The sequence below is a fragment of the Saccharopolyspora rhizosphaerae genome (assembly GCF_003931915.1).
Lineage (GTDB): Bacteria > Actinomycetota > Actinomycetes > Mycobacteriales > Pseudonocardiaceae > Saccharopolyspora > Saccharopolyspora rhizosphaerae.
The window spans coordinates 105108-119910 of the sequence record NZ_RSAA01000016.1; the positions used below are offsets into that span (position 1 = coordinate 105108).

Genomic DNA, 14803 nt, shown 5'->3' on the forward strand with positions numbered 1-14803 from the left:
GTCATCCCGCCGGGTCGCGCAGCACCTTCGCCCGCTCCTCGGTCGCCCGCTCGTGGCCGAGGAACGGGGCGATGACGCAGTAGAGCAAGTCCGGCAGGAGGTCGGGCAGCTGTCGGGCCTCGCCCCGCTGGACGCGGTTGTGGAGGACTTCGAGCACCGCCCCGACGATGGTCTCGGCGGTGAAGCTCGCTCCGGGTGCCGCCTGCGGCAGGTCCCGCGTGTGCTCGGTGATCAGCTCGGTGAGCGTGCGGATGATCTCGCCCCGGCGGCGCAGCGCTTCCGGCCCGGCGGCGAAGACCTCGACGACGCCCAGCACGGCGGCGTCGGGGTCGGCGGCGAGTTCGCGCAGCGTGCACTCCAGCGCGTCGCGGGCGCTGGCGACGTAGTCGGCGTGGGCCGAGTAGGCGTTGCGGAGGGCGCTGACGACGCGGTCGGCGGTCTCGTCGTAAGCGGCCAGGAACGCGGCCTGCTTGTTGGCGAAGTGCTGGTAGAAGGTCTTGCGGGACACCGCGGCACGGCTGGTGAAGTCCTCGACGGTGGCGCCGCCGTAACCGCGTTCGCCGACGGCGGTCACGACCGCGGCGAGGATGCGCCCGCGCTGGTCCTCGGCGACCTGGTCCGCCGGGATCCCGTGCCGCCCGGGCGGCAACTTCCGCGGTGCGCGGGGAGCCGTGGCGCCCACCTGCCCCACACCTCGCTCGTGGTCGGCGTTTCCCTGGAGAAGATCTTCATCACGAGGTTACCGGGCCGCTACCGTGCCCGCGTGCACATTTCGGGGAGCCACGACGACCACCTGATCCCGAATTCACCGAACCCGTTCACGGAAGCCGTGGAGGCGTGGCACGTCGCCTGCCGGAAGGCGTGTTCGGAGAACGAGAACTGCCTGGATCGATACCGCACTGCGGTGGGTGCCCTGATCACCTGGTTGTCCGAGAACCCGGCGGCGGCCCGGTTGTACTTCGGCGACTGCGGCGAGGCGGAACATCCACGCCTGATGGCCTACAGCCGAGCCGCCAGGAGCCGGCTGACCAGCTCGATCCTCGACCTGGTCCTCTCCTGCGGCGAACCCGGGTACGAGACGAAGGTCGAATTCGTGGTCGGGGCCGTGCGCCAACTCGTGCGCGAAGAACTACGCGGAGGAACCGTCGACCACGCTCGTTTGGCGCATCGCCTCACCCATTTCGCCCCGTTCCTCTCCGCACACCGGCGCGGGGAGCGAGATTCCTAGCGCGCAGTTTTCGTTGCGGTTTGTAAACACTCGTGTTTCTATTTCCCCCGGGCACCGCCTCGAATTCACCACTTCTGCGTTCCACTCCGCGACGCGCCTCCGCGCGTCGTGCGAGCGACGAGGCGTGCCCCGACGACAGGAGGTCACGATGCGCACAGCAGGACGGAAGGCGGCAGGCGTGGCGCTGATCGCCGCGTTCTCCCTCGGCGGCGCTGCGGCGGCCCAGGCGGCCACCGCGCAGGCCGTCCAGTGGAATCCGCAGAACACCGTCGAACCGATCACCCTGGCGAGCGGAACGCAGCTGGTCATGAGGTCGAACACGGGCCTCGAAGTCCGGTGCAGCACCGTCAGCGGCAACGTGCTGGCCCCGACCGGTGGTGACCCGGCCGTCGCCGGCACCGTCAACTCCGCGGGCGCGCCCGCGGCTCCCACCTTCACCGACTGCACCAACACGCTGGCCCCCTCCGCGACGACCACGGTCACCGCCACCGGTCAGTGGCTGTCCACGGCGACCAGCACCAGCAGCGTCGACATCAGCCAGGCCAGCGCGACCGTGAACATCAGCGGCGTCTGCACCGTGGAGGTGGACAACGTCACGGTCCGGGGCAACGGCTGGGACAACGGCACGCACCAGCTCACCGCCAACTCCGGCGAGTCGTTCCCGATCAGCGAGAGCGGCTTCCTGTGCGACGGCGGGACCAGCGCGACGCTCAGCGGCACGCTGCAGCTCCCGTCGGAGGTGACCATCTCCTGACGCGCACGACGGAGCGGGGTGCGGAGAGGCCTCCGCACCCCGCTCCAGCTGCAGGTCAGCTCGCGTTGTGACCGTGCGGGACCGCCCGGCCGCCGGAGTGCGCGGCGAAGGTGGACAGCTGCGCCTGGCGCAGGCTCGCCCGCTCGTCACGGGTCTGCGCGCCGTTGACGCCCTCGGTGCTCTCCGCGTACGCCTCGACGACGTTGGCGAGCGCCTTGGCGTTGCGCTCGAGCGCCACCCGGTCGATGTTGCGCAGGTCGTCGCCCGCCTGGTGGTAGTTCGGGTCGTAGGAGATGCCCGCCGTGCCACCCCACTTCGCGGCCTGCTCCTCGGTCTTGACGCCTTCCGCGCCGGTGAACAGACCACCGGACGGGATGCCGTTGGCGATGAACTCGCCGTAGTCGGACCGGCCGTCGAAGTCCGTGCCCTCCAGCTCCACGCCCTGCGCGGCCATCGCGGCCACGAGGTCCTGCTCGATCTGCGCCGAGCCCTGCGGGCCGGGGCCCGCTCCAACGCCGTCGGAGTCGTCGCCGTCGTAGGCGAAGTAGGCGGCGTTCGGCGAACCGATCATGTCGAAGTTCAGGTACAGCGCGATGTCGAGCTGCTGCTCGAAGGTCAGGCTCTGCACGTACTTCGTGGACCCGACCAGGCCGGACTCCTCAGCGCCCCACCAGGCGAAGCGCACGGCGTTCTCGGTCTGCGGGCTGCCGCCCATGCGCAGCGCGGCCTCCAGCAGACCGGCGCTGCCGCTGCCGTTGTCGTTGATCCCCGGGCCCTCCGGAACGCCGTCCAGGTGCGCACCGGCCATCACGACGTTGTCGGGCCGCCCGGTGCGGGTCTGGGCCACGACGTTGCGCGTGGTGACGGACTCCAGCCGCGACTGGATGTCGAGGTTCACCTCGGCGCCCGCCTGCCCGGCCAGGCCCTCGCCGACCTGCTTGGTCACGCCGGCGCTGGGGATGCGCGCGTCCGCCGGGTCGCCGAGCGTGCCGTTGAGCGGGCCGTCGACGTTGTTGTAGATGATCGTGCCGACCGCGCCCGCATCGGCGGCGACCTGCTGCTTCTGCGCGAACGTGCAGGAACCGCGCTGGATCAGCACGACCGTGCCCGCGACCTCCGCCGGGAAGTCAGCGGCCTCGCACCCCGGGGTGTCGTCGACCGCGGCGATCGACAGCGGCGCGGTGATCCCGCCCTGCGGGGTGGCCGGGGAGTACTCCAGGGCGTCGCCCTCGGTGGGCTGACCGCCGACCGCGAGGCTGAAGGAGTCCAGGTAGTAGGCGTCGTAGGTGAACTCCGGTGTCGTCACGTCGAAGCCCGCGTTGCGCAACTTGCCCGCGACGTGGTCCACGCTCGCCTCGTAGCCCGGCAGCCCGGACGCGCGGTTGCCCCCGTTGACGTCGGCGATCCGCTGCAGCGCGATGAGGTGCCGGTTCACCGCATCGCCGGTGATCCGGTCGCCGAGGTCGGCCGGCGCCGCGGAGGCAGGGGCGATGGCCACGAGGGCCGCCGCGCAGGTAGCCGTCAGCGCGGCCGCCGCGCGTCTGGGTGTGATGGTTCGCGAACTCATCATGCTCCCCGTTTTGAGTGGAATGGGTGAATGTCCTGATCCAGTCAACCGAACCCGGACGGAGTTCAGAAGCGGGAATGTTTCCCGTTTTTCCCGATCCGAACCGCGTTCTCAGTTTTCGCGCCGCTCGCGGCTGACTACCGTCACGGGCATGTACGGAATCTCAATCAGCGAGCCCGGCGACCCCGACGTCCTGGTGTGGACCGAGCACCCGGACCCCAAGCCCGGAGCGGGTGAGGTGGTCATCGACGTCGTTGCCAGCGCGGTCAACCGCGCCGACCTCGCCCAGCGCCAAGGCAACTACCCGCCGCCCCAGGGCGCAAGCGACATCCCCGGACTGGAGTGTTCCGGGAGGATCGTCGAGATCGGTGAGGGCGTGACCGGGTGGAACGTCGGTGACGAGGTGTGCGCGCTGCTCGCGGGCGGCGGGTACGCGGAACGGGTGGCGGTCCCGGCCGCGCAAGTGCTTCCCAAACCCGAAGGTGTGGACTTGGTGGAAGCGGCCGGGATTCCCGAGGTCGCGTGCACCGTCTGGTCGAACGTGGTGATGGAGGCCGGACTTCGCGAGGGGCACCTGTTCCTGGTGCACGGCGGCGCGGGCGGCATCGGCACCTGCGCGATCCAGGTCGCCAAGGCGTTGGGCGCGCGGGTGGCGACGACCGCGGGGTCGGCCGACAGCCGGGCGCTGTGCGCCGAGCTCGGCGCCGACCCGGTGATCTCCTACCGCGACGAGGACTTCGTCGAGGTCCTCAAGGGTCTCGGCGGTGCGAACGTCATCCTGGACAACATGGGCGCGTCCTACCTGGACCGGAACCTGTCGGCGCTCGCGCCCGACGGCCACCTCGCGGTGATCGGCATGCAGGGCGGCGCCAAGGCCGAGCTGAACCTGGGCAAGATGCTGATGAAGCGGCTTCGGATCTCGACGCTCGGTCTGCGCGGACGGCCGGTCGACGGCCCGAACGGCAAGAGCCGCATCGTCGCCGACGTGCGCGAACACCTCTGGCCGCTGGTCGAGGCGGGTGAGGTGAGGATGCCGGTGCACGCGACCATCCCGATGGCCGAGGCCTCCCGCGCCCACGCCACCCTCGAAGCCGGCGACGTCCGGGGCAAGCTCCTGCTGGTGCGGTGACCTCCGGCGGTTTCGCGCGGATCCCCAGCCGTTCCGCGCGAAATCGCCTCCTCGTGCTGACCGGGCGGACCCGGGAAGGGTTCCGCGAACCGAGGACCGGGCGGTCAGGCGAGGCCGGCGACCGCCTGGAGGAGCTGGTCGACTTCCCGGGTGTTCGTGTAGTGCGCGAGGCCGACGCGGACGGCTCCGCCGACCTCGGCCGCACCCAGCGCTGCGAACACGCCGTGGGTGCCCGGGTCGGCGAAGGCGCAGATGCCCTGGTCGGCGAGGTGCGCGACCGCGTCCTCGGCCTTGACCCCGTTGACCGTGAAGGCGATCGACGGGATCCGGCGCATCGCGTCACCGATGAGCACCACCTCGGGCAGCTTCCGCAAACCGTTGGTGAGGGTGGTCAGCAGTCCGGCCTGGTAGGACTTCACCGCGCGCAGCGAGGTCAGCAGCCGCTCGCGGCGCGGCCCGATGGCCGCGTCGTCGAGGTCGGCGAGGTAGTCCACCGACGCGACCAGACCCGCCAGCAGCGGCAACGCGTGCGGTCCCATCTCCAGGCGTTCCGGACCGCGGGCGCTGTGGTCCAGCGACACCGACGGCAGGTGGTCGAGCATCGCCGGGTCGCGGAACGCCAGCGCCCCCACCGGCGGACCGCCCCAGGCGGAGGCGTTCACCGCCACCACGTCGGCGCCGAGCGCGGTGATGTCCAGCGGGAGGAACGGGGCCGCCGCGGACGCGTCGACGACCAGCAGCGCGCCGTGCTCGTCGGCGGCCTCCGCCGCCGGGCGGATGTCCGGCCGGGTGCCGACCGCGCCGGAGGCGGCGGTGGTCGCCACGACCTTCGTGCGCGGGGTGACCAGCTCGCTGTACTGCCAGGTCGGCAGCTCACAGGTCTCGATGTCGATCTCCGCCCAGCGCACGGTCGAGCCGGAGCGCTGGGCGGCGCGCTGCCACGGGTCGACGTTGGCCGGTGAGTCCAGCCGGGAGACGACGACGTCGTCGCCGATCATCCAGCCGTCGCCGAGGGCGTCGGCCAACCGCCCGAGGAGCACGGCCGAGTTCGGCCCCAGCACCACTCCGGTGGGCTTGGTCCCCACGAGATCCGCGATCGCACGACGAGCGGCCTCCACGATCGCCTCGGCGCGCTGCGAGGCGGGGAAGTTCCCGCCAGGACCGGACACGGGGGCCCGCAGCGCGGTCGACGCCGCCGTGGCCACCTGTTCGGGAACCTGCATGCCAGCCGGGGCGTCCAGGTGCACCCACCCGTCGCCGAGCGCGGGGAAGAGTCCGCGAACCGCCGCGACGTCGAACGCCATGCTGGAACACTACGCAAGCGCGGGTCACGATTCCGTCTCAGGGTGGTCGCACGTGATCGACCCGGGCGCAGCTGCCGAGTCGGCGCGACCCGCCCCGCAGGACACGGCAGACTGGGAACATGGCAGGCATGAACGAGCAACAGCGGCCGCAGGTGTTCGTGGTGGGCGAGGACGGCAACCCCGTGGGGTCCGCCGCGTCCGGTACGGACGAGGAGGGCCAGGAGCACGGCGAGAACATCAACAGCCAGGTGGAGCAGCCGGCCAAGGTGATGCGGATCGGCACCATGATCAAGCAGTTGCTCGAGGAGGTCCGGCAGGCGCCCTTGGACGACGCGAGCCGCACGCGGCTCAAGGAGATCCACCAGTCCTCGATCCGGGAGCTGGAGCAGGGCTTGGCACCGGAGCTCATCGAGGAGCTGGAGCGCCTCTCGCTGCCGTTCACGCAGGACAGCACGCCGTCGGACGCCGAACTGCGGATCGCCCAGGCGCAACTGGTCGGCTGGCTGGAGGGCCTGTTCCACGGTCTGCAGACCGCGCTGTTCGCCCAGCAGATGGCGGCCCGCGCCCAGCTGGAGCACATGCGCCGGGGACTGCCCGCCGGGGTCGGCGAATCGGACGTCGGCCCGACCAAGGGCCACGGGCAATACCTCTGACCACCCACGCGATAACGGTCGGTAGCGCCCGACGTCAAGAGGACGCTACCCCGACGAGTGATGCCCAGCCCGAAAGTGCACGGGCAAGGTCGGTACTCTTTCGCTCGTGCATGCTACGAGCACGCTAGACCGACCTCCGGCGCCTTCAGAGACCTCGCCGCGGTCCTGGCGAAAAGCGTTCAAGGACATCAATGACGCCCTCGGCCAGCGACAGCTGTGGGCTCATCTGGGCTGGCAGGACATCAAGCAGCGCTACCGGCGCTCCGTCATCGGCCCGCTGTGGATCACCATCAGCATGGCCGTCACGGTCACCGCGCTCGGCCTGCTGTACTCCCAGCTGTTCGGGCAGCCGCTGGCGGAGCACCTGCCGTACCTCGCCGTGGGCTTCATCGTGTGGGGCTTCATCGGCAACTGCGTCAACGACGGCTCCGAGGTCTTCATCTCCAACGAGGGCCTGATCAAGCAGCTGCCGGCGCCCGTCAGCATCCACGTGCTGCGACTGCTGTGGCGGCAGGTGCTGTTCTTCGCGCACAACCTCGTCGTCTACTTCGTGCTGCTGTTCGTCTTCCCGCACCCGCTGAGCTTGACGGTGCTGCTGGCGATCCCCGCGTTCGCGCTCATCGCGATCAACGGGGCCTGGGTGATCCTCGTGGTCGGCACCATCTCGACCCGGTTCCGCGACATCCCGCCGGTGACGCAGAGCATCGTGCAGCTCATGTTCTTCATGACGCCGATCGTGTGGAACTACGACCAGTTCAAGTCGAACCCGAACCCGGCGATCGCTGAGCGCGCCAAGCTCGCCGAGATCAACCCGTTCATGCACTTCCTGGAGATCATCCGGCAGCCCATGCTCGGCAGCCCGATCGCCTGGCACCACTGGCTGGTGTGCGGCGCGATCACCGTCGTGGGCTGGATCTTGGCGCTGATCGTGCTGCGCAACTACCGTGCCCGTGTCTCCTACTGGGTCTGAGTGAGGCCGAATAACCATGGTCAGCATCGACGTGTGGAACGCGGCGGTCGACTTCCCGATCTTCGACGCGAAGTCCCGCTCGCTGAAGAAGGCCGTGCTCGGCCGGGCCGGGGGCAAGATCGGCACCGACAGCCGGGTGCCCGTCATCGAAGCGCTGCACGACATCAACATGTCGCTGCGCGAGGGTGACCGGGTGGCGCTGGTCGGCCACAACGGCGCGGGCAAGTCGACGCTGCTGCGGTTGCTGTCGGGGATCTACGAGCCCACCCGCGGCAGCGCCCGCGTGGTCGGCAAGGTCGCCCCGGTGTTCGACCTCGGCGTCGGCATGGACCCGGAGATCTCCGGCTACGAGAACATCATCATCCGCGGCCTCTTCCTGGGCATGTCCCGCAGGGAGATGGAGAAGCGGATCGACGACATCGCCGAGTTCACCGAACTGGGTGATTACCTGGCGATGCCGCTGCGCACCTACTCCACCGGCATGCGGGTCCGGCTCGCGCTGGGCGTGGTGACCTCGATCGACCCCGAGATCCTGATCCTGGACGAGGGCATCGGCGCGGTCGACGCGGAGTTCCTGGAGAAGGCGCGGGACCGCCTCAACGACCTCGTCAAGCGGTCCGGCATGCTCGTCTTCGCCTCGCACTCCGACGAGTTCCTCGTCGAGCTGTGCAGCACCGCGATCTGGATGGACAAGGGCGGCATCCGCGAAGAGGGCTCGCTGCGCGAGGTCTTGACGCACTACAAGGGGTACGACCCCTTCAACAACCTGAGTGAGGAAACCCTGGCCCGCATCGGTGAGTCGCGGGCCACGATCGGGAGCAAAGAAGGCGCATGAGCACTGACTCCGCACAGCAGCTGCCCGCCGGATCCGTAGTCGCGGTCATCGTCACGAGGCACCGCCGCGAGCTGCTGGCCGAGTCCCTGAAGGTCATCGCGAGCCAGACGCGCCTGCCGGACCACCTGGTCGTGGTCGACAACGGCCCCGACCAGCCGGCCTCCGACGTGGTCGACGACTGCCCGGTGCCCTCGACCTACATCGCCTCGCAGCGCAACCTCGGCGGCGCCGGTGGGTTCGCGCTGGGCATGCTCACCGCGCTGTCGCTCGGTGCGGAGTGGGTGTGGCTGGGTGACGACGACGGACGCCCGGTCGACGAGCACGCGCTGTCCACGCTGCTGGAGGTCGCCGAGAAGCGGCGTCTGGCGGCCGTGTCGCCGGTGGTGGTCAACATCGACTCGCCGGACACGCTGGCGTTCCCGCTGCGCCGGGGCCTGACCTGGAAGCGCCAGGTCAGCGAGCTGCCGGACGACTTCCTGCCCGGCATCGCCTCGCTGTTCAACGGCGCACTGTTCCGCGCCAGCACGCTCGACGTCGTGGGCGTGCCGGACTACCGGCTGTTCTTCCGGGGCGACGAGGTGGAGATCCACCGCCGGTTGGTGCGTTCCGGGCTGCCGTTCGGCACGACGTTCCGCACGACCTTCCTGCACCCGGACGGGTCGGCGGAGTTCAAGCCGATGCTGGGCGGGCGCATGCACGCCCAGGACCCGTCGGACGACAACAAGCGCTACTACACCTACCGCAACCGCGGTTACCTGCTGTCCCAGCCGGGCATGCGCAAGATCGGCGCGCTGGAGGTCCTCCGGTTCGGGCTGTACTTCGTGGTGCAGCGCAAGGACCCGAAGGCGTTCCGCGAGTGGCTGCGCCTCGTGGTCCAGGGACGCAAGGAGCGGTTCTTCCGCCGATGACCGAAGTCGCAGAGCGGCCGCCGGAATCCCCGGCGGCCGCTTTCGTCTTCACGCGGGCTTCACGCGGAACCGATAACGGGAAGATCACGGGGCGCTGAGAGCCGCCTGAGACCGCGCTGAGTTCGCAGCTCATGGCGTTACCCCTGGTGTCGATTCGCACACCCGCGGAATGCCGCGAAAGTGCCCGGACCAGCAACTACTATTCTCCTTTCGTGCTCAGTGGCCAGGAAGACAGCCGCCGAACGGACGACCCTTCGGCAGACAACGGGACCGATCGTGCTCAACCGTCGGCCAAGCGGCTGAAGCTCTTCGCCTCCGTTCTCGGCCTGCTGGGCTCGGTCCTCGCGCTGGCGGTGCCGTTCCTCCCCGTCACCTACGACGTCACGACCCTGAAGTGGCCGACGTCGGAGGGCACCAAGTCGGTGTCGGCTCCGCTGGTCGGCTACTCGCCGTTGTGGCTCGACGCGCAGATCCCGTGCGCCTCGGCGCGCAGCCTCGACGCGCGCACCCAGGGCCCCGCCGAGCTGCTGAGCACCAACCCGCCCTCGTCGGACTACGGCAAGCTGACCGGTCTGACGCTGCAGGTCGACGGCGGTCAGCTGACGCTGCTGACGAAGGGCCAGCAGGTCGGCACGGCCCCGGTGCCCGCGGGCGACTGCTCGATCTCGATGCACTCCGACGGCTTCGGCAGCACCGCCAGCGTCGGAGACCAGTCGATCGCCAACCTGCGCGGTGACCAGCGCCCGCAGCTGACCGGCATCTACTCGAGCATCGACGACACCCTCGACGACGTCTCCGGCCTGTCGTTCGAGGCGCGGGTGGACACCCGCTACGAGAGCCAGGCCACGCCGCTGAAGCTGGCCGCGATCGCGTTGGCCGTGCTGGCCTTCATCGGCTCGGTGATCTGCCTGCGCCGCCTCGACGTGCGGGCGGGACGACGGCCCCCGAAGTGGCTGGCGATCGGCTGGTGGAAGCCGACCTTCCGGGACGTCGCGGTCATCGGCTCGCTGCTGGTGTGGTGGGTCATCGGCGCGATGACCTCGGACGACGGCTACATCCTCAACATCGCGCGAGCGCGCGAGAGCTTCGGCTACATCAGCAACTACTACCGCTGGTTCGGTGTCCCGGAGGCCCCGTTCGGCTGGTTCTACGAGCTGTACTCGGTGTGGGTGCAGGTCTCCACGGCCACGCCGTGGGTGCGGCTGCCCGCGCTGCTGATGGGCATCGTCAGCTGGCTGCTGATCTCCCGCGAGGTCCTGCCGCGGCTGGGCCAGCAGGTTCGGCGCTCGCACGCCGCGGGCTGGGCCGCCGCCGCCGTGTTCCTCGCCTTCTGGCTGCCCTACAACAACGGCCTGCGCCCCGAACCGGTCGTGGTGCTGTTCTCGCTGATGGCTCTGTGCGCCGTCGAGCGCGCCGTGGCCACCGGCCGCCTGATGCCGGCCGCGCTGGGGCTCGTGGTCGCCGCCCTGTCGGTGGGCGCGAACCCGCACGGCATGGTGTCCGTGCTGCCGTTCGTGGCCGCCCTCAAGCCGCTGTTCCGGCTGGTCCAGAAGCGGGCCCAGCAGTTCGGCTGGCTGCCGGTGCTGGCGCCGATCGCCTCGTCCGGCTTGGTGATCTTGACGCTGGTCTTCGCCGACCAGACCTGGCAGTCCGTCATGGACGCCACCGAGCTGCGCACCGACATCGGCCCCAGCCAGAGCTGGTACGAGGAGCTGAGCCGCTACAACCTGCTGTTCAGCCCCACCGCAGACGGCTCGATGACCCGGCGCTTCCCGGTGCTGCTGGTCATCCTGTGCCTGGCGACCTGCGCGGTCGTCCTGCTGCGCCGCGGCCGCATCCGCGGCGCAGCGCTGGGCCCGAGCCGGCGGCTGCTGGCGATCGCCGCGATGTCCTTCGGCGTGCTGGTGCTGACCCCCACCAAGTGGTCGCACCACTTCGGCATCTTCGCCGCCACCGGCGGTGCGCTGGCCGCGCTGACCGCGCTGGCCACCAGCAGCACCGTGCTGCGCTCCAGGCGCAACCGGGCGGCGTTCTTCGCCGGCCTGATGGTCATCCTCGCCTTCGCCGCCACCGGCCCGAACGCCTGGTGGTACGTCTCCGGCTGGGGTGTGCCCTGGTTCAACATGCCGCCGCAGATCATGTCGCGGCACGTGAGCACAGTGCTGCTGGTCATCGCGTTCATCGCGCTGGTCTACGCGTTCGTCGAGCACCTGCGGATCGACGAGCACAACCCGGAGGTCGTGGACGAGCGCTTCAACCGCGAGGAGCAGGGCAGCCGCGCGCTGCGGATGGGCACCGCGCCGCTGTCGATCCTGTGCGCGCTGCTGGTGCTGTTCGAGCTGGCGAACTTCGGCAAGGTGATCCAGAAGCAGTGGGGCAGCTACAGCCTCGGCGCCGACAACATCAAGCAGATCGTGGGCACCAGCTGCGGTCTGTCGGACTACATCTACGTCGAGACCAACCCGCAGTCCGGGATGCTGCGCGTCTCCGGGGACCAGCCGTCGAAGGCGGCCCCGTCGGAGGACGAGCACATCGGCATCCCACCCAAGCGGCTGGAGGACAAGGAGGACGCCGACCAGTACATGCAGGCGAAGCTGGCCGGCTTCAACCAGCCCGGTCTGCCGCCGGGTGACGGCAGCGACCCGCAGGAGCCGAACTGGAAGCCGCCGCACCAGTTCGGTGACGACAACGCGCCCGTGTGGGGCAGTTACGACTCCGCCGCCGTGGGCACCGGCGAGTTGCGCACCCAGTGGTACGACCTGCCGGAGCGCGCGGCCAACGGCGAGGTGCCGGTGGTGCTGTCGCTGGCCGGCGCGGAGCTGGGTGCGAACTCGGTGGCGCTGGAGTTCGGGCACGACACCCCGAACGGCTTCCTCGTCACCGAGCGCAAGTACGTGGTGCAGCCGGAGGGCGGCCCGGGCTGGCGCGACTTCCGCTACACGGTCGGCGGCAAGTCCGAGGGCGCCACGAAGATGCGCGTGGTGGCGGTCGACAACGCCCTCGGCCCGAACGGGTGGGTCGCGGTCAGCGCTCCCCGCGCGCCGCAGCTGGTGAACATGACCGACTTCGTCGGCGACCAGCCCACGTTCGTGGAGTGGACGGCCGCGCTGGTGCACCCGTGCCTGCAGCTGCCGGGCGTGCACCACGGCGTCGCCGAGATCCCGAAGTTCCGGGTCGCCGCGGGCGCCGAGGTCCGCGACATCGGCCAGGGCTGGTCCTCGCCGGACGCCGGTGGCCCGTTCGGCTGGCTCAACGTGGCGACGAGCATGCGCGAGCTGCCGACGTACATGAAGAACAACATCCACCGGGACTGGGGTTCGCTGTACGCGGTCGACCCGTACGACGCCGACGCGGTGCCCGCTCAGACGGCCATGGACGTCCACGCGGAGACGCACTGGGGCAACTGGACCCCCGGCCCGCTGCCGAAGCCGCTGCAGCTCCCGGGCGACGTCCCGAGCTCCGACGACCGCAACGACGTCAAGGGCTTCGAAGCCCCCGAGGAGTCGGACCAGTAGGAGGCCCCCAGGAGCCCGGACCCAGGAAGCGCCCTGAGGAGCCGGTTCCCTACCTGACGTGCGGGGCCACGAGGGAAGGCTTTGAGGAGCGGGACCACGAGGAGTCAGCCGAGAGCCCGGGCAGTCCAGAGCGGACCGCCCGGGCTCTCGCACACCACCCCGGAGTCTCCGACCCACCACCTCAGCGCTCCCCGGACACCGACGGAGCGCACCTCCCGACCCGCCGCCGCAGCCGCGGTCATGTTTCGCGCGACGTTCGACTGCCGAGGACGCCCCTCGAACTTCTCGTGTTTTTCGAACTAGCCGCGCTGACCAGGCACGGACCACGCGAGGGCGCGCTGCCCGCCAGGCCTCGAAGCAAGGGACGAGCGCACGCTCCACGCCCAGTGGCCGACCTCAACGCCGAGGACGCCACCCGAGTGCCGGAACTCGGTCAGGACGTCCTTCAGCGAAGACGGGGCGCCGGGCCTGGGGACCGTGGTGGCCAACGAGGAGGTGACCGCGGAAGGGCTGACTGGAGTGGTCCCAGTCAGCGCGGTATGAGGCTCGCTCGAGCGCCGTAGGGGACTGCTCAGGGGCCGGAGGCGGGCCTGGTGCTCCGCTGTTCCTGTCCGGGTGTGTCCTCCTCGCTCCCCTTGGTCGCGTGCGCCCGGCTCGTTCGTGCCGAGTTCGAAGTTCGCGCGAAGTGTGACCCGCGAGGACGGCCCTCGAAGTTCTCGCGAATTTCGAACTAGCCGCGCTGACCAGGCACGGAACCCCGCGAGGGCGCGCTGACGCCCGGACTCGAAGCGCCAGGAGGCACGTGGCGTGCGAGGCGTCCTTCAGGCTGGCCCGAAGTGTCTCCTCCAGGGAGGGCTGAAGGTCCCAGCTCGGTGGGATCGGGGGCTCGCGCGCGGTCCCGGCTTGCTCGCGCGGGTGGGGTTGCTCAGCCCTGGGCAGCAGTGCCGTTGGGAGTCCTCGTGACGACGAAGGCGCCCGGCCTGTGGCCGGGCGCCTTCGTGCGAGCTCGAGGGGGTCAGTCGCGGAAGATGAGGAGCTTGAGCATGATGAAGTTGATCATCGTGCCGAGCCCCTGGGCGATGACCCAGAACAGCGTGAACTGCCAGGGATCCTGCGCGTTGAACCACACGCACAGCACCTGGTTGGAACCCATGTTCACGAAGAACGTCGTGGTGTAGAGCACGGCGAACGCGCCGGCCTTCGCGGTGGTGTTGCCCTGGCCCGCACCCTGGAAGGTGAACTTCCGGTTGATCACGTACGAGGCCGTGGTACCCAGGATGAACGAGATCGACTTCGACACCCACACCGGCCAGCCGAGCACGCCCAGCAGCAGCGAGTACGTCCCGAAGTCGATGACCGCGCACCCACCGCCGATCACGATGAAGCGCGTGAGCTGCGCGAACACGCCCAGCTTCTTGGGTTCGGTTGCGGTATCGGCCACTGTCACAGGTTCACCTTCACGAAACGACGGCAGGACCAGACGCCCAGGACCGTCCGCGCCCAGGACACCCGGACCGCGGCGCACACGTCCCCTGCGAGTGTAGCGATGACCCTTCGCGATCCACCGGGGACCGCTCGTACCCGGCGCTAGCACAACCCGATGCGCGGATAGACTCGGCTGGGTGGAACCGGTAGAGGACGAGCTACGGCCGCTGAGGTGCCCGGCGCGCGAGGCGTCGACCAGGGCGGACCTCGGCCGCGTCCTGAACCGCCACAGGCAGGGAGGCATCGGCGATCACCCCCGGTCGCCGGACCTGCTCACCGCGGACGGCGAGGTCCGCACCCACGAGCCCGGGAGTGAGACCTCGGAGCTGTTCTGGACGACCGCCGGCACCACGGACTCAACCGGCGGCCTCCCGGACGTCATCACCACGTTCGAGCACGTCGCGAACGTGCAGAAGATCAAACTCGACCTCTCGCGAAGGCTGGGCCTGTGACCG

The 14803-nt window shown here is 69.9% G+C and carries 13 protein-coding genes; 9 read left to right on the top strand and 4 right to left on the bottom strand.

What is annotated here, in order from left to right; genetic code table 11:
• Position 1 precedes the first annotated feature (1 nt).
• Positions 2–682, bottom strand: coding sequence for a TetR/AcrR family transcriptional regulator (locus tag EIL87_RS17910; protein ID WP_158628659.1), 681 nt, complete (start codon positions 680–682; stop codon positions 2–4).
• A gap of 81 nt (positions 683–763) precedes the next feature.
• Here EIL87_RS17910 and EIL87_RS17915 point away from each other — a divergent pair, with 81 nt between their 5' ends.
• Positions 764–1228 carry a hypothetical protein gene (locus EIL87_RS17915; protein ID WP_125091699.1) on the top strand — a complete coding sequence of 155 codons (465 nt, stop codon included), beginning with the start codon at positions 764–766 and terminating at the stop codon, positions 1226–1228.
• 148 nt (positions 1229–1376) lie between these two features.
• Positions 1377–1982, top strand: a complete 606-nt coding sequence (locus tag EIL87_RS17920; protein ID WP_125091700.1) for a hypothetical protein — start codon at positions 1377–1379, stop codon at positions 1980–1982.
• Between the two features lie 55 nt (positions 1983–2037).
• On the opposite strand, the gene EIL87_RS17925 is transcribed toward EIL87_RS17920, so the two are convergent.
• Positions 2038–3549 carry a M28 family metallopeptidase gene (locus tag EIL87_RS17925; RefSeq protein WP_125091701.1) on the bottom strand — a complete coding sequence of 504 codons (1512 nt, stop codon included), beginning with the start codon at positions 3547–3549 and terminating at the stop codon, positions 2038–2040.
• Positions 3550–3700: 151 nt separating this feature from the next.
• Between EIL87_RS17925 and EIL87_RS17930 the strand changes: the two genes are divergently transcribed.
• Entirely contained in the window at positions 3701–4678 is a 978-nt protein-coding gene (locus EIL87_RS17930) for an NAD(P)H-quinone oxidoreductase (RefSeq protein ID WP_125091702.1), read from the top strand.
• 104 nt (positions 4679–4782) lie between these two features.
• Here EIL87_RS17930 and EIL87_RS17935 read toward each other — a convergent pair whose 3' ends face one another.
• Positions 4783–5982: a cysteine desulfurase-like protein gene (locus EIL87_RS17935; RefSeq protein WP_125091703.1), complete on the bottom strand. Its 1200-nt coding sequence runs from the start codon at positions 5980–5982 to the stop codon at positions 4783–4785.
• A gap of 128 nt (positions 5983–6110) precedes the next feature.
• Here EIL87_RS17935 and EIL87_RS17940 point away from each other — a divergent pair, with 128 nt between their 5' ends.
• The 5 genes from EIL87_RS17940 to EIL87_RS17960 all read left to right on the top strand — a co-directional run bounded on the left by EIL87_RS17940 (position 6111) and on the right by EIL87_RS17960 (position 12863).
• Positions 6111–6635, top strand: a complete 525-nt coding sequence (locus tag EIL87_RS17940) for a bacterial proteasome activator family protein (protein WP_199740481.1) — start codon at positions 6111–6113, stop codon at positions 6633–6635.
• Positions 6636–6741: 106 nt separating this feature from the next.
• Positions 6742–7605: a galactan export ABC transporter permease subunit Wzm/RfbD gene (wzm, locus tag EIL87_RS17945; RefSeq protein ID WP_199740482.1), complete on the top strand. Its 864-nt coding sequence runs from the start codon at positions 6742–6744 to the stop codon at positions 7603–7605.
• A gap of 16 nt (positions 7606–7621) precedes the next feature.
• A complete protein-coding gene (gene wzt / locus EIL87_RS17950; RefSeq protein ID WP_125091705.1) occupies positions 7622–8440 on the top strand; it encodes a galactan export ABC transporter ATP-binding subunit Wzt/RfbE in 819 nt (272 codons plus the stop codon).
• Complete coding sequence (gene glfT1 / locus EIL87_RS17955) at positions 8437–9348, top strand: galactofuranosyltransferase GlfT1 (protein ID WP_125091706.1); 912 nt, start codon at positions 8437–8439, stop codon at positions 9346–9348. Before wzt ends, glfT1 begins: the two co-directional genes overlap by 4 nt.
• A 212-nt stretch (positions 9349–9560) precedes the next feature.
• Positions 9561–12863: an arabinosyltransferase domain-containing protein gene (locus EIL87_RS17960; protein WP_233576345.1), complete on the top strand. Its 3303-nt coding sequence runs from the start codon at positions 9561–9563 to the stop codon at positions 12861–12863.
• A 1015-nt stretch (positions 12864–13878) separates the two neighbouring features.
• Here the strand turns inward: EIL87_RS17960 and EIL87_RS27515 are convergent.
• Positions 13879–14304: a GtrA family protein gene (locus EIL87_RS27515; protein WP_233576346.1), complete on the bottom strand. Its 426-nt coding sequence runs from the start codon at positions 14302–14304 to the stop codon at positions 13879–13881.
• Positions 14305–14485: 181 nt separating this feature from the next.
• On the opposite strand from EIL87_RS27515, the gene EIL87_RS17970 reads away from it, so the two are divergent.
• Complete coding sequence (locus EIL87_RS17970; protein ID WP_125091709.1) at positions 14486–14800, top strand: hypothetical protein; 315 nt, start codon at positions 14486–14488, stop codon at positions 14798–14800.
• The last annotated feature ends 3 nt before the right edge of the window (positions 14801–14803 follow it).

Bases quoted from the DNA above. Each gene is read 5' to 3' on its own strand.
- EIL87_RS17920 (WP_125091700.1), top strand. From the start codon at position 1,377: ATGCGCACAGCAGGACGGAAGGCGGCAGGCGTGGCGCTGATCGCCGCG.
- EIL87_RS17930 (WP_125091702.1), top strand. From the start codon at position 3,701: ATGTACGGAATCTCAATCAGCGAGCCCGGCGACCCCGACGTCCTGGTG.
- EIL87_RS17935 (WP_125091703.1), bottom strand. From the start codon at position 5,982: ATGGCGTTCGACGTCGCGGCGGTTCGCGGACTCTTCCCCGCGCTCGGC.
- wzt (WP_125091705.1), top strand. From the start codon at position 7,622: ATGGTCAGCATCGACGTGTGGAACGCGGCGGTCGACTTCCCGATCTTC.
- EIL87_RS17940 (WP_199740481.1), top strand. From the start codon at position 6,111: ATGAACGAGCAACAGCGGCCGCAGGTGTTCGTGGTGGGCGAGGACGGC.
- glfT1 (WP_125091706.1), top strand. From the start codon at position 8,437: ATGAGCACTGACTCCGCACAGCAGCTGCCCGCCGGATCCGTAGTCGCG.
- EIL87_RS17925 (WP_125091701.1), bottom strand. From the start codon at position 3,549: ATGAGTTCGCGAACCATCACACCCAGACGCGCGGCGGCCGCGCTGACG.